Below are 23,144 nucleotides of genomic sequence, written 5' to 3'. Positions count from 1 at the left end.
CGGGCTAAGGGCCCGTCGTCGCACGCACCCAGTGCGGTGCCCGGCGGGTAGCCAGGCGCCAATCCCAAGCAGTCACCCGACCCGCGAGCTCGCCGGTACGTCCGGCCGGCTTCTCTCACTGCAGGAGAGAAACCCGAGCTCGCGGGTCGTCTGCGTGTGTGCGCGGGTGACGGCGGCCGCTACGGGCAGAGCCGCTCCAGGCGCCACTTCCCGTCCTCCAGGACATAGCGCAGCCGGTCGTGGAGGCGGTTCTCGTGCCCCTGCCAGAACTCGATCCCGTCGGGGACGACCCGGATCCCGCCCCACTCGGGCGGGACGGGGACCTGCTCGCCCTCGGGGTAGCGCTCCGCGAGCTCCGCGTAGCGGCGGTCGAGCTCGGCCCGGGAGGCGATCACCCGGGACTGCTCGCTGGCCCAGGCGCCCAGCTGCGAGCCGTGCGGGCGGGAGCGGAAGTACGCCGCCGTCTCGTCGCGGCCGATCCGCGAGGCCGCGCCGGTGACGATGACCTGGCGGGAGATGGGGTGCCAGGGGAAGAGCAGCGCGACGTGCGGGTTGGCGTCGATCTCGCGGCCCTTGCGGGAGCCGTAGTTGGTGTAGAAGACGAATCCCCGCTCGTCGAACTGCTTCAGCAGCACCGTGCGGGAACTTGGGCGGCCTTCGGGGGTTGCGGTCGAGACCACCATCGCGTTGGGTTCGAAGAGGTGCGAGTCGGCGGCCTGCTGGAACCACTCGGCGAACTGCCGCATGGGATCCTCGGCGAGGCCGTCCTCGTGGACGATCTCCGAGCGGTACTGCTTGCGCATCGTGGCGGGGTCAATGTCCTGGTCGGTCACGCGTGCCATCCTGCCGCAGGAGCGCTCGCGGCAGTGTGCCGTATGTCACGCTTCCGCCTGCCATCCGTAACAGCCAAAATCTTGGGGCCGGTCCGGAGGTCCCCACGCGGGTGACCGACGGCCGTGCCGGGCATCAACGGGGATGACCGCGCCGGACCGCGAGTCACGCCGGGAGCCGCGCGTGTTCGCACTATCTGAGGAGCCGCCTGATGTCCGACTTCGTACCCGGGCTCGAAGGGGTCGTCGCGTTCGAGACCGAGATCGCCGAACCGGACAAGGAAGGCGGATCGCTCCGCTATCGCGGGGTCGACATCGAGGACCTCGTCGGGCACGTCTCGTTCGGCAACGTCTGGGGCCTGCTGGTCGACGGGGCGTTCAACCCCGGCCTGCCCGCCGCCGAGCCCTTCCCGATCCCCGTGCACTCCGGCGACATCCGCGTCGACGTGCAGTCCGCCCTGGCCATGCTCGCCCCCGTGTGGGGTCTGAAGCCCCTCCTCGACATCGACGAGAAGACCGCCCGCGACAACCTCGCGCGCGCCGCCGTGATGGCGCTGTCGTACGTCGCGCAGTCCGCGCGCGGGCAGGGCCGGGCGATGGTTCCCCAGAGCGAGATCGACAAGGCCGAGTCCGTCGTCGAGCGGTTCATGATCCGCTGGCGGGGCGAGCCGGACCCGAAGCACGTCAAGGCCGTCGACGCGTACTGGACCTCGGCCGCCGAGCACGGCATTAACGCCTCGACGTTCACCGCGCGCGTGATCGCCTCGACCGGTGCGGACGTGGCCGCGGCCCTCTCCGGCGCCGTCGGCGCCATGTCCGGGCCGCTGCACGGCGGTGCGCCGTCCCGCGTCCTCGGCATGATCGAGGAGATCGAGCGCACCGGCGACGCCGTGGCGTACGTGAAGAAGGCCCTGGACAAGGGCGAGCGGCTGATGGGCTTCGGGCACCGCGTGTACCGGGCCGAGGACCCGCGCGCCCGCGTGCTGCGGCGTACGGCCAAGGAGCTGGACGCGCCGCGCTACGAGGTGGCCGCCGCGCTGGAGAAGGCCGCGCTGGAGGAGCTGCACGCACGCCGTCCCGACCGGGTGCTCGCGACGAACGTGGAGTTCTGGGCCGCGATCATGCTGGACTTCGCGGAGGTCCCGGCGCACATGTTCACCTCGATGTTCACCTGCGCCCGGACCGCCGGCTGGTCGGCGCACATCCTGGAGCAGAAGCGCACGGGCCGCCTGGTGCGGCCGTCGGCGCGCTACATCGGCCCCGGACGGCGCGACCCGCGCGAGATCGAGGGCTACGCGGACATCGCCGACACGGCCTGATTTCCTCTTCGTACGCCGCGTAGACCTCGCACGCCCGCTACGCCCCGTACGCCGGTCAGGGCGCCGCATCCCGTGGACGTACGGGGTGCGGCGCCCTCGGCGGACGCGGCGGCGGCGCCACCGGCCGGCTTCAGCCGAGGGCGGCGTCCAGGATCCGGGACCACTGGGCGACCACACGGGCGCGGCGGGCCGTGTCGTCGGTGAGGACGTTGGCCAGGCCGAGGCCGCGGGCCATGTCGAGGAGGCCCTGCACGGTCTCGCGCACGCCGGGCACGGACTCGTCCGCGCCGAGGAGTTCCACGGCGATGCGGTGGGTCTCGCGGCCCACACGGGCCTCCAGTTCGGTGACCTGGGGGCGCAGCTGCTCCTCGTTGGAGGCGGCGACCCACAGCTGGAGGGCGGCGCGGAAGAGGGCTCCGGTGTAGAGGTCGACGATGGCTTCGACCACGGCGGGGCGGGCGGCGGGTCCGGCCTGGAAGAGGTCGCGCAGGGCGGCGGAGCGCTCCTCGGAGACGTACGCGACGGCGGCGGTGAACAGGTCCTCGCGCGTCGGGAAGTGGTACTGGGCCGCACCCCGCGAGACCCCGGCGCGTTCGGCGACGACCGCGACGGTGGAGCCGGCCCAGCCCTGTTCGGCGAGGCAGGCGACGGCCGCCTCCAGGAGGTGGCGGCGGGTGACGCGGCTGCGGGCCTGCTTGGGGCCGGACTGGGCCTCGGGCCCGGTCCGGTCGTCCTCGGTGGACCGGGCGTCGGTCACAGGGCCCATGACGGGTCCCGGCGCTCGAAGCGGGCGGTGATGCCCTCGCGGGCCTCGGCGGAGCCGAAGTGGTGCGCGGACAGCTCCGTGAGTGCGGCGCCGTCCTTCGCGAGCACCGCCCGTACCGGGGCGGTGAGCAGCTCCTTGGTGGCGGCGAGGGCCTCCGGGCCCGCCTTGCGCAGGCCCGCGAGCACGGGGGCGAGGACCTGGTCCACGTCCTCGCCGTGCAGGGTGAGCAGGCCGATCCGGGCGGCTTCGGCCGCGTCGAAGGCCTCGGCGGTGAGGAAGTAGCGGGCCGCCGCGCGCGGGTCCAGGCGCGGGAGCAGCGGCGCGGAGATCACGGCCGGGACCACGCCCAGGTGGGTCTCGGTGAAGGCGTACGTGGAGGCGGGTCCGGCGGCGGCGATGTCGCAGACGCCGAGGAGGCCGAGGCCGCCGGCCCGAACGTGTCCGGTGACGCGGGCCACGACCGGCTTGTCCAGCTCGGCGATCTCGCCGAGCAGGGCGATGAAGTCGGCCGGGGCGCAGGGGGACTTCAGGTCGGCGCCGGCGCAGAAGGTGTTGCCGGTGTGGGTGAGGACGATGGCCCGGGCCCCGGGATCCGCCGCCGCCGCGGCGAGGGCCGCGCGCAGCTCGCCGACGAGGTCCGCGGAGAGCGCGTTGCGGTTGGCCGGGGAGTCGAGCGTGAGGGTGGTGATGCCGTGCGCTCGCGCGGCGCCGACGGGGCGGGTCATGCCATGTCCTCCGGAGGTTGTGGGGGTGTTGCGGATCGTGCGGTGCCGCCCCCGGCGGCCCCCGCCGGGCCTGGGGCCGCCGGGGCGCCGCCTAGTACGACTTGGGGAGGCCCAGGGTCTGGTGCGAGACGAAGTTCAGGATCATCTCGCGGCTGACGGGGGCGATGCGGGCGACCCGGGAGGCCGTGATGAGGGCGGCCAGCCCGTATTCGCGGGTGAGGCCGTTGCCGCCCAGGGTGTGGACGGACTGGTCCACGGCCTTCACGCAGGCCTCGGCGGCAGCGTACTTGGCCATGTTCGCGGCCTCGCCGGCGGCCATGTCGTCGCCCGCGTCGTACAGGTGGGCGGCCTTCTGCATCATCAGGCGGGCGAGTTCGAGGTCGATGTGGGCCGCGGCGAGAGGGTGGGCGATGGCCTGGTGGGCGCCGATCGCCTCCCTCCAGACCTGGCGGGTCTTGGCGTAGTCGACGGCCTTGGCGAGGGCGTGGCGGCCCATCCCGATGGCGAAGGCGGCGGTCATGATGCGCTCGGGGTTGAGACCGGCGAAGAGCTGGAGCAGCCCCGCGTCCTCGTCTCCGACGAGGGCTTCGGCGGGCAGCCGTACCTCGTCCAGGACCAGTTCGAACTGCTTCTCCGCCGCCTGGAGTTCCATGTCGATGACGGAGCGGGTGAAGCCGGGGGTGTCGCGGTCCACGATGAACAGGCAGGGCTTGAGGCTCCCCGTCCGTGCGTCTTCGGTGCGGCCGACGATGAGAGTGGCGTCGGCGATGTCCACGCCGGAGATGAAGACCTTGCGCCCGGTCAGGACCCACTCGTCGCCGTCGCGGCGGGCGGTGGTGGTGATGCGGTGGGAGTTGGAGCCGGCTTCGGGTTCGGTGATGCCGAAGGCCATGGTGCGGCTGCCGTCGGCGAGGCCGGGCAGCCAGGCCTGCTTCTGGGCCTCGGTGCCGAAGCGGGAGATGACCGTGCCGCAGATGGCCGGTGAGACGACCATCATCAGCAGGGGGCAGCCCGCGGCGCCCAGTTCCTCCAGGACGATGGAGAGTTCGGCGATGCCGCCGCCCCCGCCGCCGTACTCCTCGGGCAGGCTGACCCCGAGGTAGCCGAGCTTGGCGGCATCCGCCCACAGCTCGTCGGGGTGGCCGCCCTCACGGGCGACGCGGGCGAGGTACTCGCGTCCGTACCGCTGCCCGAGCGCGGCGACGGCGGCGCGCAGCGCCCTGTGTTCCTCGGTCTCGACGGTGGTGCTGGTGGCGGGGCTCATGCTGGCGTTTCCTCCTGGACTACGGCGAGCAGGGCGCCGAACTCGACCTGGTGGCCGAGAGTGGCGTGGAGCGCGGTGAGCGTGCCGGAGGCGGGCGAGACGATGCGGTGCTCCATCTTCATGGCCTCCAGCCAGAGCAGGGGCTGCCCGGCGGTGACGGCGGCGCCGGGTGCGAGGCCCTCGGCCACGCGGACGACGGTGCCGGGCATGGGGGCGAGCAGGGAGCCGGGTTCGGTGCGGTCCTGGGGATCGGCGAACCGGGGTACGGGGGTGAGCGTGTGCGCGCCGGTGAAGGGCGAGTCCACGTACACCTCCGACGTGTTCGAATTGTGTTTCACGTGGAACATCCGCCGGACCCCGTCGACTTCGAGGACGACCAGGTGGCGCTCGGCCGACAGGATGCGAACACCGGGGTGGTCCCCGGGGTCCACGGGGTTGTACCGGACCTCGTGCTCGGTACCGGCCACGGTGTAGCGGCGGGTCTGCGGCTGGGAGCGGAGGTTGCGCCAGCCGCCGAGCCGGAGGGCCAGCGGTGCGCCCGGAGCGGGGGCCGCCTCGGCGAGCGCCCCGGCGAGGGCGGCCAGCGCGGTGCGGCCGGCGGTGTCCGGGGCGGGCTCGGTGAGGGCGGCGAGGTGCCGCTCGTAGAACCCGGTGTCGGGCTGCCCGGCGGCGAACTCCGGGTGCCGCAGGGAGCGTACGAGGAGCTCGCGGTTGGTGGTGAGCCCGTGGATGCGGGCTCCGGCCAGGGCGTGGGCGAGGGCGCGGACGGCCTCGGCCCGGGTCGGGGCGTGGGCGACGACCTTGGCGAGCATCGGGTCGTAGTGGATGCCGACGGTGTCCCCGTCCGTGAAGCCGGTGTCCACGCGGACCGTCCCCCCGGCTTCGCCGGGGAGGCCCCCACCGGGGACGGCGAGGGTGTGCAGGACGCCGGTCTGGGGGCGCCAGTCCCGGGCGGGGTCCTCGGCGTAGAGGCGGGCCTCGACGGCGTGCCCGGCGGGCTCGGGGGGTGTCAGCGGCAGGGCCGCGCCCTCGGCGATGCGCAGTTGCAGGGCGACGAGGTCGAGGCCGAAGACGGCCTCGGTGACGGGGTGTTCCACCTGGAGGCGGGTGTTCATCTCCAGGAAGTACGGGCGCCCGTCGGCGGCGACGAGGAACTCGACGGTGCCCGCGCCCTGGTAGGAGACCGCGCGGGCGGCGGCCACGGCGGCCGTGTACAGGCTCTCGCGCAGGCTGTCCGGCAGAGCGGGCGCCGGGGCCTCCTCGATGACCTTCTGGTGGCGCCGCTGGAGGGAGCAGTCACGGGTGCCGAGGGCCCAGACGGTGCCGTGGGAGTCGGCGAGGATCTGGACCTCGACGTGGCGGCCGCGCTCGACGTAGGGCTCGGCGAAGACCTCGCCGTCGCCGAAGGCGGAGGCCGCTTCGGCGGAGGCCGCGTCGAGGGACTCCTTGAGGGTGTCGAGGTCCCGCACGACGCGCATACCGCGCCCGCCGCCGCCCGCGGCGGCCTTGAGCAGGAGGGGGAGGTCGGCGGCGGTGGCGGCCGCGGGATCGACGGGGTCGAGCTGCGGGACCCCGGCGGCGCGCATCAGCTCCTTGGCCCGGGTCTTGGAGGCCATGGCCTCGATGGCCTCGGGCGGGGGACCGATCCAGGCGAGTCCGGCGGCGGTCACCTCGCGGGCGAAGCCGGCGTTCTCGGAGAGGAACCCGTAGCCGGGGTGGACGGCGTCCGCGCCGGCGGCGAGGGCGGCCTTGATGACGAGGTCGCCGCGCAGGTAGGTGTCGGCGGGCGCGGCGCCGGGCAGGCGCACGGCCGCGTCGGCCTCCCGTACGTGCAGGGCGTCGGCATCGGGGTCGGAGTGGACGGCGACGGTGTCCAGGCCGAGGGCGCGGGCGGTACGGAAGATCCGTACGGCGATCTCGCCGCGGTTGGCGACGAGGAGGGAGGTGATGGGCTGCTGGGTCATGTGCGGGCTCACATCCGGAAGACGCCGAAGCCGCCGCGGGCGCCCTCGACGGGGGCGTTGTGGACGGCCGACAGGCACAGGCCGAGGACGGTACGGGTGTCGCGCGGGTCGATGACCCCGTCGTCGTACAGCCGCCCGGACAGGAACATCGGCAGGGACTCGGACTCGATCTGTGCCTCCACGAAGGCGCGCATCCCGGCGTCGGCCTCCTCGTCGTACGGCTGCCCCTTCGCCGCGGCGGACTGCCGGGCCACGATGGAGAGCACCCCGGCGAGCTGGGCCGGGCCCATGACGGCGGATTTGGCGCTGGGCCAGGCGAAGAGGAAGCGGGGCTCGTAGGCGCGGCCGCACATGCCGTAGTGGCCGGCTCCGTAGCTGGCGCCGATGAGGACGGAGAGGTGGGGGACGCGGGAGTTGGAGACCGCGTTGATCATCATCGAGCCGTGCTTGATGATGCCGCCCTGCTCGTACTCCTTGCCGACCATGTATCCGGTGGTGTTGTGGAGGAAGAGCAGCGGGATGTCTCGCTGGTTGGCGAGCTGGATGAACTGGGCCGCCTTCTGCGACTCGGCGCTGAACAGCACGCCCTGGGCGTTGGCGAGGATGCCGACCGGGTAGCCGTGGAGGGTGGCCCAGCCGGTGACCAGGCTGGTCCCGTACAGGGGCTTGAACTCGTCGAAGTCGGAGCCGTCGACGATGCGGGCGATGACCTCGCGGGGGTCGAAGGGGGTCTTGAGGTCCGCGGGGACGATGCCGAGGAGCTCCTCCGGGTCGTACTTCGGCTCTTCGGCGGGCTGCGGATCGGGGTGCGGCTTGCGGTGGTTCAGGCGGGCGACGACGCGGCGGGCCTGGCGGATGGCGTCGTGCTCGTCGAGGGCGTAGTAGTCGGCGAGCCCGGAGGTGCGGGCGTGCATGTCGGCTCCGCCGAGGGACTCGTCGTCGCTCTCCTCGCCGGTGGCCATCTTGACGAGCGGCGGACCGCCGAGGAACACCTTGGAGCGGTCCTTGATCATGATGGTGTGGTCGGACATCCCCGGGATGTACGCGCCTCCGGCGGTGGAGTTGCCGAAGACGACGGCGACGGTGGGGATACCTGCGGCCGAGAGCCGGGTCAGATCGCGGAAGATCGCGCCGCCCGGGATGAAGATCTCCTTCTGGGAGGGGAGATCGGCGCCGCCGGACTCGACGAGGCTGATGCAGGGCAGGTGGTTCTGCCGGGCGATCTCGTTGGCCCGCAGGGCCTTCTTGAGGGTCCAGGGGTTGGAGGCGCCGCCGCGGACGGTGGGGTCGTTGGCGGTGACCAGGCACTCGACGCCCTCGACCGTGCCGATGCCGGTGACCATGGAGGCGCCGACGGGGTGGTCGCTGCCCCAGGCGGCGAGCGGGGACAGCTCAAGGAACGGGGTGTCCGGATCCAGGAGCAGCTCGATCCGCTCGCGGGCGAGGAGCTTGCCGCGGCCCTTGTGGCGGGCCGTGTACTTCTCGCCGCCGCCGAGGAGCGCCTTGGCGTGCTCGGCGTCCAGCTCGGCGAGGCGGGCGGTGGCGGCCGCGTGGTGGGCGAGGTGGTCGGGGGCGTGGGGGTCGACGGTGGTGGTGAGACGGGTCATGGGGCGGTCCCCTCCGGGGTGAGCGGGAGGTGTGTCGGCAGGAGGTGGGCGGGAATGTCCATGTGCCGGGCGCGCAGCCACTCGCCGAGGGCCTTGGCCTGGGGGTCGAAGCGGTGGGCGGAGGCCACGCCGGCGCCCAGGATTCCGGCGATGGTGAAGTTGAGCGCACGGAGGTTGGGAAGGGTGTGGCGGGTGACGCGGAGGTCTTCGGTCTCGGGGAGCAGGGCCTGAAGGGTTTCGGCGGTCAGGGTGGTGCGGAGCCACTCCCAGGCGTCGTCCCGCTCGACCCACACCCCGATGTTGGCGTCGCCGCCCTTGTCCCCGCTCCTCGCGCCGATCAGCGTGCCGAGGGGGACTCGGCGGGTGGGCTGCCCCGCGGGGCTCTCCTCCGCCCCTCCCCGCCCCGAAGCCGTGGGCGCCGCCCCGGACCAGGCGGGGGCCGCGCCCCCGAACCCCCGCGCCCCGGACGCCGGCGGGGCCGACGGGACCGGGGCGACCGGCGGGACCGGCTGGCGCGTGCCGTTGGGCAGGACCGCCACGTGGGGCACCGCCGTCGCCGGGACGGTCGAGGACGTGAAGACCCCGTACGGCTGGGCCGGGCCCGGCGGGGACGTCACGTGGAAGCCCGGGTAGCTGGCCAGGGCCAGTTCGATGGCCTCCGAGGTGAGGGCGCGGCCCACCCGGTCCGGCGACGGGTCGCGCACGACCAGGCGGAGCAGCGCGCTGGCCGTCTCCTCCGTCTCCGCGTCCTCGCGGTCCGTGCGGGCCAGCGTCCAGTCCGCCGTGGCCACTTGGGACAGCGCGTCCGCCAACTGCGTCCGGACCAGCGCCGCCTTCTCCTCGATGTCCAGGCCCGTCAGGACGAAGACCACCTCGTTGCGCCAGCCCCCGATGCGGGTCACCCCCACCTTGAGGGTGGCGGGCGGAGCCTCCCCCACGACTCCGGAGATCGACACCCGGTCCGCGTCCGCCTGCGCCAGGCGGGCCGTGTCCAGGCGGGCCGTGACGTCCGGGCCCAGGTAGCGGGGGCCCTGGGTCTCGTACAGGAGTTGGGCCGTCACCGTGCCCACCGAGACCACCCCGCCCGTGCCCGGGTGCTTGGTGATCACCGACGAGCCGTCCTCCGCGATCTCCGCCAGCGGGAATCCGGGGCGGCGGACGTCGTGCGCCGTGAAGAAGGAGTAGTTGCCGCCGGTGGCCTGGGTTCCGCACTCCAGGACATGGCCCGCCACCACCGCCCCCGCCAGCCGGTCGTGGTCGTCCGGCGCCCAGTCGAACCACCAGGCCGCCGAACCGCTGACCAGCGCCGCGTCGGTGACCCGGCCCGTCACGACCACGTCCGCGCCCGCCCGCAGGCAGGCCGTGATGCCGGCGCCGCCGAGGTAGGCGTTCGCGGTCAGCGCGCCTTCCGCGAACGGCATCAGGTCGTCGCCCTCGACGTGGGCGACCGACACCGGGACCCCGGCCTCGGCGGCGAGCGCGCGGACCGCGTCGGCCAGTCCCGCCGGGTTCAGGCCTCCCGCGTTGGCGACGATCCGCACACCCCGTTCGTGCGCGAGCCCGAGGCCCTCCTCAAGCTGCCGCAGGAAGGTCTTGGCGTAGCCGAGGTCCGGGGACTTCAGCCGGTCCCGTCCCAGGATCAGCATGGTCAGCTCGGCGAGGTAGTCGCCGGTCAGCACGTCCAGCGGGCCCCCGGTCAGCATCTCCTCGAACGCGCTGAAGCGGTCCCCGTAGAACCCCGAGGCATTGCCGACGCGCAACGGCCGCCGGCCGCCGCTCATCGAGCCGCCCCCGGCGCGCGGCCGGGTCCCGCCGGGCCCGCGAAGGCCTGGGCGATGTCCAGCCAGCGGTCGGCGTCGGGGCCGGTCGCGGTCAGGGCGAGGTCGGCGCGGTGGGCCCGCTGGGTCACCAGCAGGCAGAAGTCGAGCGCCGGCCCGGCGATCCGGTCCGCCGCTTCCGGCGGCCCGTAGGCCCAGGGCTCCCCGCCGTCCGGCGGTACGAGTTCCACCCTGAACTCCGAGGCGGGCGCGGGCAGCCCCCGTACCGCGAACGCGTAGTCCCGGGCCCGTACGCCGATCCGGGCCACGTGCCGCAGCCGCGCGGTCGGGGTGCGGCGTACGCCGAGGGCGTCGGCCACGTCCTGGCCGTGCGCCCAGGTCTCCATCAGGCGGGCGCTGGCCATGGAGGCGGCCTTCATCGGCGGTCCGTACCAGGGGAAGCGGGCGTCGGGCGAGGCCGCGGCGAGCGCCTCGCCGAGAGCGCTGCGCCCGGCCCGCCAGCGGGCCAGCAGTTCGGCGGGCGGCAGCGCGGCGCCCTCCTCCGCGCCCTCGTCCACGAAGGATTCGGGGGCCTTGACCGCCTCCTCGACCAGGGCGGCGAAGCCCACGGGGTCGGTGAGCGAGACCAGCGCGGCCCGGTCGGTCCAGTGCAGGTGGGCGATCTGGTGGGCGACGGTCCAGCCGCTCGCGGGGGTGGGCTCGGCCCAGCCGGCGGCGGGCAGGTCCCGTACCAGGGTTTCGAGCGCGAGGCCTTCCTCGCGCAGATCGGCGAAGACGGCGACAGCTGACGGATCGAGCACGGCGGGCTCCCCTTTCGGCGTGAGGGGAAGACTGGCAGCCGCGCGCAAAACAATCAAGCATGCTTGCATGATTTGCCCGCCGAGCGTCCCCTTCGCGCCAGCGCCGCCAACTGGCTTGGGCAGATGGCGATTTGACCTTCGGCACCGACTCCGGCCTGGTCGGCGGGCCCGGCCGCCGCGGCCCCGGAGGGGGCGATTCAGGCCGTACGCCGGAAAGCGGCGGAAGCCCGCCGATGTCGCCTCGATACTGAACGCTTCGTCCCCCGCGAAGTCCCCCCGCGCCGAAGGCACTCGCGAAGAAGCCACTCGAAGAAGTCACTCGCCGAACGTCACCCGACGAAGAACGTCACTCGACGAAGAGGATGAACCGACGTGATCTCAGCCGCTTTCTCGCTCTATCCCGAACTCGACGCGACCACCCTCACCGCGTTCGTCGCCGCCCTCGAGACCGGCGACGTCACCGGCCTCGCCCCCGCCCGCGCCGCGGAGGTGGCCGACGCCCGGTCCGTCGCCGTCTTCAGCCGGGTCAAGGTCGCGGGCTCCGACGGGGACCTGCTCGACGCCGCGCTGTGGCGGCACAACGGGGGCCGGCCGCGGCCGGTGATCGTGATGCCCTCGCCGTGGACGAACCACGGCTGGCTCCCGTACGCCGTCCAGGCCAGCGTGTTCGCCGCGCGCGGCTACAACGTGCTCGCCTACAGCACCCGCGGTTTCGCCGGCTCCGAGGGCCAGGTCGACGTGGCCGGCCCGCTCGACGTCGCCGACGGCAGCCGCGCCCTGGACCACCTCATCGAGCGCACCGCCGGCCCGGTCACGAAGATCGGCTTCCTGGGCGACTCGTACGGTTCCGGCATCGGCCAGCTCGTCGCCGCGCACGACACGCGCGTCGACGCGGTGGTCGCGCTCAGCACCTGGGGCGACCTCGGCGAGGCCTTCTACGAGAACCGGACCCGGCACGTGGCAGCCGTCCAGGCGCTGCTCAGCGCCGCCTCGAAGGCGCGGCTGAGCCCGCAGACGCAGAGCGTGTTCGAGAACGTCCTCGCGGGCCGCGACATCCAGGGCACCCTGCGCTGGGCGGAGCAGCGCTCGCCGTTCACCCACATCAAGGAGCTCAACCGGCGCCAGGTTCCCGTCTACTTCTCGCACGCCTGGCACGAGACCCTCTTCCCCTGCAACCAGACGCTGAAGCTCTTCAACGAGCTCACCGGCCCCAAACGCCTCGACCTCTCCATCGGCGACCACTCCGGCCCCGAGATGACGGGCATGATCGGCCTGCCCAACCGGATCTGGACGAACGCCCACCGCTGGTTCGACCACCACCTCAGGGACATCGACAACGGCATCGCCGACGAGGGCCGGATCCTCAGCGAGGTCATGTGGGGCCAGACCCTGGAACCCCGCCCCACCTGGGAATCCGTCACCGAACAGGTACGCCGGCTGCACCTGGCGAGCGGCGGGGAGCTCACCGAGCGGCCCGAGGCCGGCTGGAGCGCGGGCGTGCTGTGCGGGGTGGACACCCCGGCGACCGTCGCCGACGGGATCGTCCGCTCCGGGTACGACGAGATCGCGGGCCGCCCCAAGGCGTACCGGACCGGCGACATCGACCGCACCGTCGCCGCCGTCTGGACGGCGGACCCGGAGGCGGAGACCACCCGGCTGCGCGGCACGCCGAGGCTGCGCGTCACGTACCGGGCCGCGAACCCGGACTCGTCGTTCGTCGCGTACCTGCTCGCGGTGGCGCCCGACGGGACGGGGCACATCGTCACGCACGCCCCGTACACGGACCTCGACTCGCCGCCCGACAGCCTGGTCAGCGCCGACCTCGAACTCCAGGCGACGGCGTACGACGTCCCGCGCGGGCACCGGCTGATGCTGGTGATCGACGCCCGCGACCCGTTCTACGGGGACGCCAACCTGCCGCGCGCGACGCTGGCCTTCACCTCCCCGGAGGCCACGCCGTCCTACCTGGACCTGCCGCTGGGCTGAGCACCGAGCCCCCGCCCCGCCGAGCACCCCCGCGCCCGGCGGGGCGGGCGCACGGGCTCAGGCGGCGGCCGTCTTGCGGGTCTGGGAGCGGACCGCGCCCATGCTCGCCGCGATGACCAGTGCGATCGCCAGTGCGTCGATCGCCGACATCGCCTGGTTCAGGAGCAGGAACCCGGCCGTGGCCGCGATGGCCGGCTCCAGGCTCATCAGGATCGCGAACGTCGGGGCGGGGACGCGGCGCAGCGCCAGCAGCTCCAGGGTGTACGGCAGCACGGAGGACAGGACGGCGACCCCGACGCCCAGGGCCAGCGTGCTCGGCACCAGGAGCGCCGAGCCGGCCTCGACCACGCCCAGCGGGAGCGAGAGCACCGCCGCCACCGCCATGGCCAGGGCCAGCCCGTCCGCCTGCGGGAAGCGGCGGCCCGTACGCGCGCTGAACACGATGTACGCCGCCCACATCACGCCCGCTCCGAGCGCGAAGGCGGCGCCGAGGGGGTCGAGGCCGCCGAAGCCGTTGCCGCCGCCGTGGCCGGCGAGCAGGACGACACCGCCGAGGGCCAGGCCGGCCCAGAGCAGGCTGACCAGGCGGCGCGAGACGACGACCGAGAGGACGAGGGGGCCGAGGACTTCGAGGGTGACGGCCGGGCCGAGCGGGATGCGGTCGATGGACTGGTAGAAGAGCCCGTTCATGCCGGCCATGGCGACGCCGAAGGCAACGACCGTGCCCCAGTCGGCGCGCGAGTACCCGCGGACCTTCGGGCGGCACAGGACCAGCAGCACCAGCGCGGCGGCCGCGAGCCGCAGCGTGACCACGCCGGCGGCGCCGGCCCCCGGCATGATCTTGACCGCGAGGGCGGCGCCGAACTGCACCGAGATGCCCGCGGCGATGACCAGTGCGACGGGGCCGAAGCGGGAGGGGCCGACGCCGGCGGCCGTCGGGAGTGCCGGGGTCGTCGTGAGCTCGGCGGGCGCCGGGGCGGCGCGGTCGGACTTGGGCGAAGTTGCGGGCATTAATCCAGACTAAGGGGTGCGTAAGGGCCGCGGGGGCGTGCGTCGGCTTACAGGACCTCCGCCAGGAGCTCGGCGAGGTGGCGGGCCCGGCTCCCGTCGGGGAGGCCGGCGAGCTGGGTGATCTGGGTGCGGCAGGAGAATCCGTCCGCCAGGACCGCGGCCCCGGGCGGGGCCGCGCGCAGGGCGGGGAGCAGCTGTTCCTCGGCGCAGGCCACGGACACCTCGTGGTGGCCCGGCTCGAAGCCGAAGTTCCCGGCGAGGCCGCAGCAGCCGCCGCTGAGCTCGCCGCCGAGGCCTGCGCGCTCGCGGAGCCTGCGGTCGGCGGCGTCGCCGAGGACGGCGTGCTGGTGGCAGTGCGTCTGGCCGACGGCGGGGCGGTCCAGGCGGGGCGGCCGCCAGTGCGGGGCGTACTCCTCCAGGGTCTCGGCGAAGGTCCGGACGGCTGCCGCGAGGCGCTGCGCGCGCGGGTCGTCGGGCAGGAGGGCGGGGAGATCGGTGCGCAGGGCGGCGGCGCAGCTGGGTTCGAGGACCGTCACGGGTCCTCGTACGTCCTCCACGGCGTCGAGGGTGCGGCGCAGGACGGTGCGGGCGCGGTCGAGGCGGCCGGTGGAGAGGTAGGTCAGCCCGCAGCAGGCCCCCTTCGGGGGGAGGGAGACGGCGAGTCCTGCGGCGCGCAGGACCTTGACGGCTGCCTGCCCGGTCTGCGGGGACAGGTACTCGGTGAACGTGTCCGGCCAGAGCGTGACGCCGGGTGAGGCCGCGGCCAGGTGCGGGCCCGGGGGCGAGCCGGCGTGCGGGCCGGGGTGCGGGCCCGGGGGCGGGCCGGGGTGCACAGGCCCCGACGGTGCCGCGGCCGCTCCGAACGTGCGCCGCCACCAACGGGTGAAGGGCTCGCCGGCCAGCGGCGGGAGGGGGCGTTCCCTCGTCAGGCCCGGGACCGGGAGGCGGCGGCCGGCCGCGTTCGCCACGCGCGCCAGCCGCAGCGCGGCGATCAGGCGGAGCCACGCGGGCAGGCCGCCCAGGGTGTAGTGGGACAAGGGGCGGATGCGGCCCGCCCAGTGGCGGTGCAGGAACTCCGCCTTGTACGAAGCCATGTCCACCCCCACCGGGCAGTCGCCGAGGCAGCCCTTGCAGGCCAGGCACAGGTCCAGCGCCTCCGCCACCTCCGGCGAGCGCCAGCCGTCCGTCACGATCTCCCCGGCCAGCATCTCGTGCAGCAGCCTCGCCCGGCCGCGCGTGGAGTGCCGCTCCTCCCCCGTGACCCGGTACGACGGGCACATGACCTGCGGACCGGCCGCGTCGGTGGACCGGCACTTCGCCACGCCCACGCAGCGGGCCACCTCCCCCGCGAACGGCGTCGGCGGCAGCACCTCGAAGCGGAGGTTCTCGTCCAGGCGGGCCGGGCGGACCAGCATGCCGGGGTTCATCCCGCCCGCCGGGTCCCACACGTCCTTGTACGCGCCGAAGAGCCGGATGACCTCCGCCCCGTACATCCTCGGCAGAAGCTCCGCCCGCGCCTGCCCGTCCCCGTGCTCCCCGGAGAGGGAGCCCCCGTGGGAGACCACCAGGTCCGCCAGGTCGGCGGAGAAGGCGCGGAAGCGGGTGATCCCCGCCGCCGACACCAGATCGAAGTCGATCCGTACGTGGACGCAGCCCTCGCCGAAGTGCCCGTACGGGGTCCCCCGCAGCCCGTGCTGCGCCAGCAGCGCCCGGAACTCCCGCAGGTACGCGCCCAGCCGGGCCGGCGGGACGGCGCAGTCCTCCCACCCCGGCCAGGCCATGCCCCCTCCCGGCATCCGCGTCGCCGTCCCCGCCGCGTCCTCGCGGATCCGCCACAGCGCCCGCTGCCCCGCCGGGTCCGTGACCACCACCGAGTCCACCGCGTCCGCGGCCCGTACGAGGGACCGCGCCGCCCCCTCGTCCCGCATCTCGGCGAACAGCCACCCCCCGCCCCGGGGGAGCCCGGCAGCCGGGCCCACGAGGTCGGCCGCCATCCCCTCCACCGTCAGCGGCCCGAATCCCAGCAGCCCGGCCGCCGCATCCGCCGCCGCGCTCTCGTCCGCGTATCCGAGGACCGCGAGGGCCGGCGCGCGCGGCGCCTCCACCAGGCGTACGACCGCCTCGGTCACCACCCCGAGCGTGCCCTCGCTCCCGCAGAACGCCCGGGCCACCTCCACGCCCCGCTCGGGCAGCAGCGCATCCAGCCCGCCGTATCCGGAGATCCGCCGCGAGAAACCTCCCGCCATGCCCGTACGCAGCACCGCCAGGTTCTGCGCGACCAGCTCCCGCAGGCCCGCCGGGGCTCCCGCCCAGCCCGCCCCCAGCCGGTACGACGCGCCCCCGTACGCCGTGACCGCCAGCTCCGCCACGTTGTCCGCGGTGGTCCCCCAGGCCACCGAGTGGGCCCCGCAGGCGTTGTTGCCGATCATCCCGCCCAGCGTGCAGCGGGAATGCGTGGAGGGGTCCGGGCCGAAGGTCAGCCCGTGGGGGCGGGCCGCCTCGCGCAGCCGGTCGAGCACCAGACCCGGCTCGACCACGGCGGTGCGGGCGGCCGGGTCCAGCGACACCAGGGCGTTCATGTGCCGGGTCAGGTCCAGCACCACGCCGACGCCCGTGGCCTGCCCGGCGATCGAGGTCCCGCCGCCGCGCGGGACGACCGGTACGCCCGCCTCCGCGCAGATCCGCAGCGCGGCCGCCACGTCGTCGGCGTCGCGCGGCCGGGCCACCCCCACCGGCACCCGGCGGTAGTTCGAGGCGTCCATCGTCGCCAGGGCTCGGGCCGCGGCCCCGAAGTCCACCTCCCCGCGCAGGTTCTCCCGCAATGTCCGTTCGAGTTCCCCGGGTGACGTCACGGCGCCCACCCTGCCACCGGCCGGACCCGTCTCACCGGGTGGACGCGCCTCCGAGGGGTGGACCGGGACCCGATACGCTCCGCTCGTGGCCGAGATCCAGATTCCCGCTGACATCAAGCCCGCCGACGGACGCTTCGGCGCGGGCCCCTCCAAGGTGCGGACCGAGGCGCTGGACGCCCTGGCCGCCACCGGTACCTCCCTGCTCGGAACCTCCCACCGCCAGGCCCCGGTCAAGAACCTGGTCGGCTCGGTGCGGGACGGCATCCGGGACCTGTTCTCCCTCCCCGAGGGCTACGAGGTGATCCTGGGCAACGGCGGCTCCACCGCCTTCTGGGACATCGCGACCGCCGGGCTCATCGAGCGCAAGTCCCAGCACCTCACCTTCGGCGAGTTCTCCTCCAAGTTCGCCAAGGCCGCGAAGCTCGCGCCGTGGCTGGACGAGCCGACCGTGATCTCCTCCGAGCCGGGCACGCACCCCGAGCCGGTGGCCGAGGCGGGCGTCGACGTGTACGCGTACACGCACAACGAGACCTCCACGGGCGTGGCGGCGCCGGTCAAGCGCGTCGCGGGCGCCGACGCCGGTTCACTCGTCCTGGTGGATGCCACCTCGGGTGCCGGCGGTCTGCCGGTGGACATCACCGAGAGCGACGTCTACTACTTCGCCCCGCAGAAGTCCTTCGCCTCCGAAGGCGGCCTGTGGCTGGCGGCGTTCTCCCCGGCGGCCCTGGAGCGGGCGGCGCGCGTGCACGCCTCCGGCAGCCGGCACATCCCGGAGTTCTTCTCGCTGCCGACGGCGATCGACAACTCGCTGAAGAACCAGACCTACAACACCCCGGCCCTGTCCACCCTCTTCCTGCTGGACCAGCAGCTGAAGTGGATGAACAGCCAGGGCGGCCTGGAGTTCACGACCGGCCGTACGGCGGCCAGCGCGGGCCACCTGTACGGATGGGCGGAGGCCTCGAAGTACGCGAACCCGTTCGTCGTGGACGCCGACAAGCGATCCGCCGTCATCGGCACGATCGACTTCTCGGACGACATCGACGCGGCCGCCGTCGCCAAGGTGCTGCGCGCCAACGGCATCGTGGACACCGAGCCGTACCGCAAGCTCGGCCGCAACCAGCTCCGCATCGCGATGTTCCCGGCGATCGACCCGGCGGACGTGCAGGCGCTGACCGCGTGCATCGACTACGTGATCGAGCAGCTCTGACCACCGCCTGACCATCGTCTGACCGTGGTCTGACCACGGTCCGAACCGCACCGTACGAGCCCCTGGCGACTCCGTGTCGCCAGGGGCTCCGTCGTTGCCCCGGAAAGGCCCGAACCCCGGGACCTTGGTCCCAAAAATCGGGGCAAAGAGCCTGTAAACGACACCCCCTTGGCGGGTGCGCGGCCTGCGGCTTTATGCCGAAGGACCTTCGGCAGGTGCCCCGCGAGGGCCTGCGCGGGCCCGCAACCAAACACCCCTTTATGTCCCTCATGTCAGGTGTGCCGGGAACGAACCCCGGTCTCCCGTTCAGGAGGAATTCCATGCGCAAGGCAGTCACCCTCGCAGCCATAGCCCTGACCTCGACGCTGGCCCTCGGCGCCGCCGCTCCCGCGTTCGCCACCGACGCGAGCCCGTCCCCTTCGGGCAGCCACGGCGCGAGCAGCAGCGACAGCTCCGCGTCCCTGCAGCTGTCCGTCGCCTCCGGCAAGCCGGGCGCCGAGGTCAAGGTCACCGTGAAGGCCCCCAAGGGCTCCACCGCCCTGTCGGTCTCCTCGAAGGCCCTGGAGGACGTCAGGCTGAGCCCGGCGGGCGACGACGCCTGGACCGGCACCGCGAAGATCGCCAAGGTCGCGGACGGCAACTACGGCGTGAGCCTCACGGGCACCGCCCCCGACGGCGGCAAGCTCCAGGCCACCGCGCAGCTGACCGTCAAGGCCGAGACCCCGCCGCCCGCACCGACGTCCTCCCTGAAGCTGTCCGCGGACTCCGGCCGTCCCGGAGACAAGGTCGTGGCCACGGTCAAGACGGCGGCCGACGTGAAGAACGCGTACGTCGCCTCCGACGCGTTCGGCGGCCGGGTGGACCTGAAGAGCGACGGGCACGGCACCTGGACCGGTACCGCCGTCGTCGCCAAGGGGGTCAAGACCGGGTACTACGGGGTGCACGCCTTCGCGGGCGGCAAGGAGTTCGACACCGTGAAGTTCTCCACCGAGGCGGGCGGCGGTGGCGGCGGCAAGCCCGACGTCAAGCCGGTGACCCCGCTCAAGCCGAGCGAGCACAAGACGCCCAAGGGCTCCGTCAACACCGGCCAGGCGCCGGCGGACACGGCCGCCCCGGCCGACGCGGCAGAAGCCACGACCCATGCCTGAGCAGCCCACTCCTCCCCGCCGGGGCGGCCGCGCACGCCGCGCTGCCGCTCTGGCGGGCGCCGCGGCCCTCGCCGCCGTCCTCACCTCCGGCTGCTCGGCGTCGGCGAACGCCGACCCCGCCGGGGCCGCGACGGCGAAGGCGGCCTCCACGCTCCCCGCTTCCGTCCCGGACCGCATCGAGATCCCGGACATCAAGGTCGACGCGCCGCTCGACACGGTCGGCCTCGACCCCCAAGGCGAGATGCAGGAGCCGGACTTCGCCAAGCCGGACGACGCCGCCTGGTACAAGGACGGCCCGACCCCGGGTGAGGCGGGCGCGGCGGCCATCGTCGGCCACATGGACACCCCGCGGGCCCCGAAGGCCGTCTTCTTCAACCTCAAGACCCTGAAGAAGGGCGAGAAGATCCAGGTCCACCGGGCCGACGGCACCACCGCCGTCTTCGCGGTCGACGAAGTCGGCACGTACAAGAAGGACCACTTCCCCACCGACAAGGTCTACGGGGACACCCACGGCGCGGCCGGGCTGCGCCTGATCACCTGCGGCGGCGACCTCACCGCCGACCGCCACTGGGATTCCAACGTCGTCGTCTTCGCGCACCTCACCGGACGGGCGTAGGCCGCGTCCGGACCCCACCGCCCGCACGCGATACCTTCAGGGCCTCGGCATTCGGCATTCCGGTGAATGCGGTGCAGCGCAGTGCAGGACAGCATGGAGGCAGCGGCGTGAGCGTGCGAGTGACGGCGGCCCAGAGCGGCGTGGACCCCTTCGGCACGGCCCGGCTGCGGCGCGGGGTCCTCGACGCCTGGGGCGCGGGCCCGGCCCGCTTCCGCGAGGACGCCAACGCCGAGGAGGACCTGGCCCTCGGCGGCTACCGCGACCGGCTCGTCGTCGAGCTGGCGCAGAACGCCGCCGACGCCGCGGCCCGGGCCAAGGTGCCCGGCCGGCTGCGGCTCACCCTGCACTCCGGCGAGGGCGGGCACGGGGTGCTGGCCGTCGCCAACACCGGTGCCCCGCTGGACGCGACGGGCGTGGAGTCGCTGAGCACCCTGCGGGCCTCCGCGAAGCGGGAGCCCGCCGGGGCGGCAGGAGCGGCCGGCACGACCGGCTCCGCCGACACCGTCGGCCGGTTCGGCGTCGGCTTCGCGGCCGTCCTCGCGGTGTCCGACGAGCCCGCCGTACTGGGCCGCCACGGCGGTGTCCGCTGGTCCCTGGCCGAGGCCCGCGAGCTGGCCCGCGACGCCGCCAACGGCAGCCCCGGCCTCGGTGACGAACTGCGCCGCCGCGACGGGCACGTCCCGCTGCTGCGGCTGCCGCTGCCCGCCGAGGGCACCGCCCCCGAGGGCTACGACACCGTGGTCGTCCTCCCGCTGCGCGACGCCGCCGCCGGGGGCCTGGTGCAGCGGCTGCTGTCCGGCATCGACGACGCGCTGCTGCTGACCCTGCCCGGGCTGGCCGAGATCGTCGTGGAGACCCCGCAGGAGGGGACCCGTACGCTCCGCCGACGCGACGAGGGCCCGTACACCGTCGTCGAGGACGCGGCGGGCGGCGCCGCCGAGACCCGCCGCTGGCGCACCGTCCGCCACAGCGGCCCCATCGAGCCGGCCCTGCTCGCCGACCGGCCGGTCGAGGAGCGGCTGCGGCCGGTCTGGACGGTGTCCTGGGCCGTGCCCGTGGACACCGAAGGCGCTCCCGTACGCCCGTCCACCGCGAGCGTGGTGCACGCGCCGACCCCGACCGACGAGCCGCTGGGCATCCCCGCCCTGCTCATCGCGACGCTGCCGCTCGACACCGCCCGCCGGCACCCCGCACCGGGCCCGCTGACCGACTTCCTGGTGGAGCGCGCGGCCGACGCGTACGCCGAACTGCTGGGCGCCTGGGACCCGGTGGGCACCGCGCTGGTCGACCTCGTACCCGGGCCGCTCGGCCAGGGCCCGCTGGACGGGGCGCTGCGCGCGGCAGTGCTGCAGCGGCTGCCGCGTACGGCGTTCCTCGCCCCGGCGGCCCCCGCCGAGCACGCGGAGGAGCGCTCCGCCCTGCGGCCCTTCGAGGCCGAGGTGGTGGAGGGCGCGGGCGCCGACACCGTACGGGTCCTCGCCGAGGTACTGCCCACCCTGCTGCCCGCCGGGCTGGAGCGCCGGCCCGAGCTGCGCACGCTGGGCGTGGGCCGGCTGCCGCTGGGCGACGCCATCGAGCGCATCGCGGGCATCGAGCGCACCCCGGAGTGGTGGCACCGGCTGTACGACACCCTGGCGGGGGTGGACCCGGACCGGCTCTCGGGCCTGCCGGTGCCGCTGGCCGACGGGCGGACCACGATCGGCCCCCGGCACGTACTGCTGCCCTACGCGGACACCCCGAAGGACCTGGCCCGGATGGGGCTGAAGGTGGCCCACCCGGACGCCGCCCACCCGCTGCTGGAGCGGCTGGGCGCGCTCCCGGCCACGCCGCGCGCGGTCCTGACGACCCCGCAGGTGCGGGCGGCGGTGGCCGCCTCGCTGGACGCCGGGGAGATCTGGGACGAGGACGCCCTCGACGCCGACGAGCTGGCGGAGGTGGTCCTGGGCCTGGTCCGGGAGGCCGACCTGGCGCCGGGCGACGAGCCGTGGCTGGGCGCGCTGGCCCTGCCGGACGAGGAGGGGGAGCTCACGCCCGCGGGCGAGCTGCTGCTGCCGGGCTCGCCGCTGGCCTCGGTGATCCGAGAGGACGAAGTCCCTTACGTGGACGGCGAACTGGCCGAGAGGTGGGGCGCGCAGCCGCTGACCGCGTGTGGCGTGCTGGCCACCTTCCAGCTGGTCCGCGCCACCGACGTGGTCCTCGACCCGGACGAACTGGAGCCGCGCGACGGGGACTTCGCCGAGCCGGACGACGCGGGGCTGCTGGACGCGGTGGACGTGTGGTGCGAGGACGTGCTGGACCAGCTCCCCGACACCCCGCTGCCGCCCGTGGCCACGGAACTCGTCGCGGTGCGCGACCTCGACCTGGTCGACGACGACTGCTGGCCCCAGGCCCTGGCGATGCTCGCGCAGCCCCCGCTGCGCGATGCGCTGACCCAGCCCGTACGGGTGCTGCTGCCGGACGGCACCACGCAGTCGGTGCGCTCGTACACCGCCTGGTGGCTGCGCGACCACCCGGTGCTCGACGGCCGCCGCCCGGCGGGGCTGCGCGCGGCGGGCGGCGACCCGCTGCTGGCGGGGCTCTACACCCCGGCGGACGCGACGGGCTTCGAGGACGAGCAGGTCCTGCGCGCGCTCGGCGTACGCACGACGGTGCCGGCCCTGCTGGACGAACCCGGCGGCGCCGCCGAGCTCCTGGGCCGGCTCGCCGACCCGGACCGGGAGGTCTCGGACCGCCAGCTGCACGCCCTGTACGGGGCCCTGGCGGATCTGGACCCCGAGCAGGTCACGCTCCCGGACGAGCTGCGCACGGTGGTGGACGGGGAGATCGTGGTGGTCGACGCGGCGGACGCGCTGATCGCGGACGCCCCGGACCTGCTGCCCCTGACGGCGGGGCTCCCGCTCCTGCCGGTGGCCCCGGCCCGAGCGGCCGACCTGGCGGAGCTGCTCCAGGTCCGCCGCCTGTCGGAGACGGTCCCGGCGGAGGTCACGACGCCGGGCGAGGAGCACGAGGTCCCGGAGCCGGTCCGGATCCTCCTGGGCCCCTCGACCCCGGCGACCTACCTGGAGCACGAGGAGCTGATCGCGGGCGGCGTGGAACTCGACTGGCGCCGCACCCCGGACGGCACGCTCCACGCCGCCACCCTGGAGGGCGTGGCGGCCGGCCTCGCCTGGGCCGCGGACCAGTGGCCCCGCCGGTTCGAGGTGGCCGCCCTGCTGGAAGACCCCTCCCGCACGGCGGAACTGGCCCGCGACCGCTGGTTCGACTGAGGCGG

General features: G+C 74.4%; 16 protein-coding genes. 6 read left to right on the top strand and 10 right to left on the bottom strand.

Features of this window, described 5'->3' with window-relative positions; translation table 11 throughout:
• Window positions 1–179: 179 nt before the first annotated feature.
• Window positions 180–842, bottom strand: coding sequence for a pyridoxamine 5'-phosphate oxidase (gene pdxH, locus ACFXGI_RS20530; protein ID WP_384708380.1), 663 nt, complete (start codon window positions 840–842; stop codon window positions 180–182).
• A 200-nt stretch (window positions 843–1,042) separates the two neighbouring features.
• On the opposite strand from pdxH, the gene ACFXGI_RS20525 reads away from it, so the two are divergent.
• Window positions 1,043–2,149, top strand: a complete 1,107-nt coding sequence (locus ACFXGI_RS20525; RefSeq protein WP_384708377.1) for a citrate synthase 2 — start codon at window positions 1,043–1,045, stop codon at window positions 2,147–2,149.
• Between the two features lie 130 nt (window positions 2,150–2,279).
• On the opposite strand, the gene ACFXGI_RS20520 is transcribed toward ACFXGI_RS20525, so the two are convergent.
• From ACFXGI_RS20520 to ACFXGI_RS20490, 7 genes are all read right to left on the bottom strand, one after another.
• Complete coding sequence (locus ACFXGI_RS20520) at window positions 2,280–2,915, bottom strand: TetR/AcrR family transcriptional regulator (RefSeq protein WP_384708374.1); 636 nt, start codon at window positions 2,913–2,915, stop codon at window positions 2,280–2,282.
• Entirely contained in the window at window positions 2,903–3,640 is a 738-nt protein-coding gene (locus ACFXGI_RS20515; RefSeq protein ID WP_384708371.1) for an enoyl-CoA hydratase family protein, read from the bottom strand. The genes ACFXGI_RS20520 and ACFXGI_RS20515 overlap by 13 nt, the downstream gene beginning before the upstream one ends.
• A gap of 91 nt (window positions 3,641–3,731) precedes the next feature.
• A complete protein-coding gene (locus tag ACFXGI_RS20510; protein WP_384708368.1) occupies window positions 3,732–4,904 on the bottom strand; it encodes an acyl-CoA dehydrogenase family protein in 1,173 nt (390 codons plus the stop codon).
• Window positions 4,901–6,868 carry a biotin carboxylase N-terminal domain-containing protein gene (locus ACFXGI_RS20505; RefSeq protein WP_384708365.1) on the bottom strand — a complete coding sequence of 656 codons (1,968 nt, stop codon included), beginning with the start codon at window positions 6,866–6,868 and terminating at the stop codon, window positions 4,901–4,903. Before ACFXGI_RS20505 ends, ACFXGI_RS20510 begins: the two co-directional genes overlap by 4 nt.
• A gap of 8 nt (window positions 6,869–6,876) precedes the next feature.
• The gene (locus tag ACFXGI_RS20500) at window positions 6,877–8,475 is read right to left on the bottom strand and encodes an acyl-CoA carboxylase subunit beta (protein ID WP_384708362.1); all 1,599 of its coding nucleotides are present in this window, start codon (window positions 8,473–8,475) and stop codon (window positions 6,877–6,879) included.
• Window positions 8,472–10,256 (bottom strand): acyclic terpene utilization AtuA family protein, encoded by a 1,785-nt coding sequence (locus ACFXGI_RS20495; RefSeq protein WP_384708359.1) that lies wholly within the window; start codon window positions 10,254–10,256, stop codon window positions 8,472–8,474. Before ACFXGI_RS20495 ends, ACFXGI_RS20500 begins: the two co-directional genes overlap by 4 nt.
• On the bottom strand, window positions 10,253–11,053 hold the full coding sequence (locus ACFXGI_RS20490) for a TIGR03084 family metal-binding protein (RefSeq protein ID WP_384708356.1): 801 nt from the start codon (window positions 11,051–11,053) through the stop codon (window positions 10,253–10,255). The genes ACFXGI_RS20495 and ACFXGI_RS20490 overlap by 4 nt, the downstream gene beginning before the upstream one ends.
• A gap of 372 nt (window positions 11,054–11,425) precedes the next feature.
• On the opposite strand from ACFXGI_RS20490, the gene ACFXGI_RS20485 reads away from it, so the two are divergent.
• Window positions 11,426–13,039, top strand: a complete 1,614-nt coding sequence (locus tag ACFXGI_RS20485) for an alpha/beta fold hydrolase (RefSeq protein WP_384708353.1) — start codon at window positions 11,426–11,428, stop codon at window positions 13,037–13,039.
• A gap of 57 nt (window positions 13,040–13,096) precedes the next feature.
• Here the strand turns inward: ACFXGI_RS20485 and ACFXGI_RS20480 are convergent, their stop codons facing one another.
• Both ACFXGI_RS20480 and ACFXGI_RS20475 read right to left on the bottom strand, forming a co-directional pair.
• A complete protein-coding gene (locus tag ACFXGI_RS20480; RefSeq protein ID WP_384708350.1) occupies window positions 13,097–14,050 on the bottom strand; it encodes a DMT family transporter in 954 nt (317 codons plus the stop codon).
• Window positions 14,051–14,097: 47 nt separating this feature from the next.
• Window positions 14,098–16,902 carry an FAD-binding and (Fe-S)-binding domain-containing protein gene (locus ACFXGI_RS20475; RefSeq protein WP_384708347.1) on the bottom strand — a complete coding sequence of 935 codons (2,805 nt, stop codon included), beginning with the start codon at window positions 16,900–16,902 and terminating at the stop codon, window positions 14,098–14,100.
• Window positions 16,903–16,987: 85 nt separating this feature from the next.
• Between ACFXGI_RS20475 and serC the strand changes: the two genes are divergently transcribed.
• The 4 genes from serC (at window position 16,988) to ACFXGI_RS20455 (ending at window position 23,139) form a co-directional block, all read left to right on the top strand.
• Window positions 16,988–18,109 carry a phosphoserine transaminase gene (serC, locus tag ACFXGI_RS20470; protein WP_384708344.1) on the top strand — a complete coding sequence of 374 codons (1,122 nt, stop codon included), beginning with the start codon at window positions 16,988–16,990 and terminating at the stop codon, window positions 18,107–18,109.
• Window positions 18,110–18,429: 320 nt separating this feature from the next.
• Window positions 18,430–19,257 (top strand): hypothetical protein, encoded by an 828-nt coding sequence (locus ACFXGI_RS20465; RefSeq protein WP_384708341.1) that lies wholly within the window; start codon window positions 18,430–18,432, stop codon window positions 19,255–19,257.
• The gene (locus ACFXGI_RS20460) at window positions 19,250–19,873 is read left to right on the top strand and encodes a class F sortase (protein ID WP_384708338.1); all 624 of its coding nucleotides are present in this window, start codon (window positions 19,250–19,252) and stop codon (window positions 19,871–19,873) included. Before ACFXGI_RS20465 ends, ACFXGI_RS20460 begins: the two co-directional genes overlap by 8 nt.
• Before the next feature lie 113 nt (window positions 19,874–19,986).
• Window positions 19,987–23,139, top strand: a complete 3,153-nt coding sequence (locus ACFXGI_RS20455; RefSeq protein WP_384708481.1) for a sacsin N-terminal ATP-binding-like domain-containing protein — start codon at window positions 19,987–19,989, stop codon at window positions 23,137–23,139.
• Window positions 23,140–23,144 lie beyond the last annotated feature (5 nt).

The sequence above is a fragment of the Streptomyces sp. NPDC059355 genome (assembly GCF_042752335.1).
Taxonomy (GTDB): domain Bacteria; phylum Actinomycetota; class Actinomycetes; order Streptomycetales; family Streptomycetaceae; genus Streptomyces.
This window is presented reverse-complemented; position numbering and strand designations above follow the sequence as displayed.

What these genes read in the sequence shown, in the direction of transcription:
- ACFXGI_RS20515 (WP_384708371.1), bottom strand. Translation starts at nt 3,640, where the DNA reads ATGACCCGCCCCGTCGGCGCCGCGCGAGCGCACGGCATCACCACCCTC.
- ACFXGI_RS20500 (WP_384708362.1), bottom strand. Translation starts at nt 8,475, where the DNA reads ATGACCCGTCTCACCACCACCGTCGACCCCCACGCCCCCGACCACCTC.
- ACFXGI_RS20495 (WP_384708359.1), bottom strand. Translation starts at nt 10,256, where the DNA reads ATGAGCGGCGGCCGGCGGCCGTTGCGCGTCGGCAATGCCTCGGGGTTC.
- ACFXGI_RS20505 (WP_384708365.1), bottom strand. Translation starts at nt 6,868, where the DNA reads ATGACCCAGCAGCCCATCACCTCCCTCCTCGTCGCCAACCGCGGCGAG.
- ACFXGI_RS20480 (WP_384708350.1), bottom strand. Translation starts at nt 14,050, where the DNA reads ATGCCCGCAACTTCGCCCAAGTCCGACCGCGCCGCCCCGGCGCCCGCC.
- ACFXGI_RS20510 (WP_384708368.1), bottom strand. Translation starts at nt 4,904, where the DNA reads ATGAGCCCCGCCACCAGCACCACCGTCGAGACCGAGGAACACAGGGCG.
- ACFXGI_RS20460 (WP_384708338.1), top strand. Translation starts at nt 19,250, where the DNA reads ATGCCTGAGCAGCCCACTCCTCCCCGCCGGGGCGGCCGCGCACGCCGC.
- ACFXGI_RS20525 (WP_384708377.1), top strand. Translation starts at nt 1,043, where the DNA reads ATGTCCGACTTCGTACCCGGGCTCGAAGGGGTCGTCGCGTTCGAGACC.
- pdxH (WP_384708380.1), bottom strand. Translation starts at nt 842, where the DNA reads ATGGCACGCGTGACCGACCAGGACATTGACCCCGCCACGATGCGCAAG.
- ACFXGI_RS20465 (WP_384708341.1), top strand. Translation starts at nt 18,430, where the DNA reads ATGCGCAAGGCAGTCACCCTCGCAGCCATAGCCCTGACCTCGACGCTG.
- ACFXGI_RS20520 (WP_384708374.1), bottom strand. Translation starts at nt 2,915, where the DNA reads ATGGGCCCTGTGACCGACGCCCGGTCCACCGAGGACGACCGGACCGGG.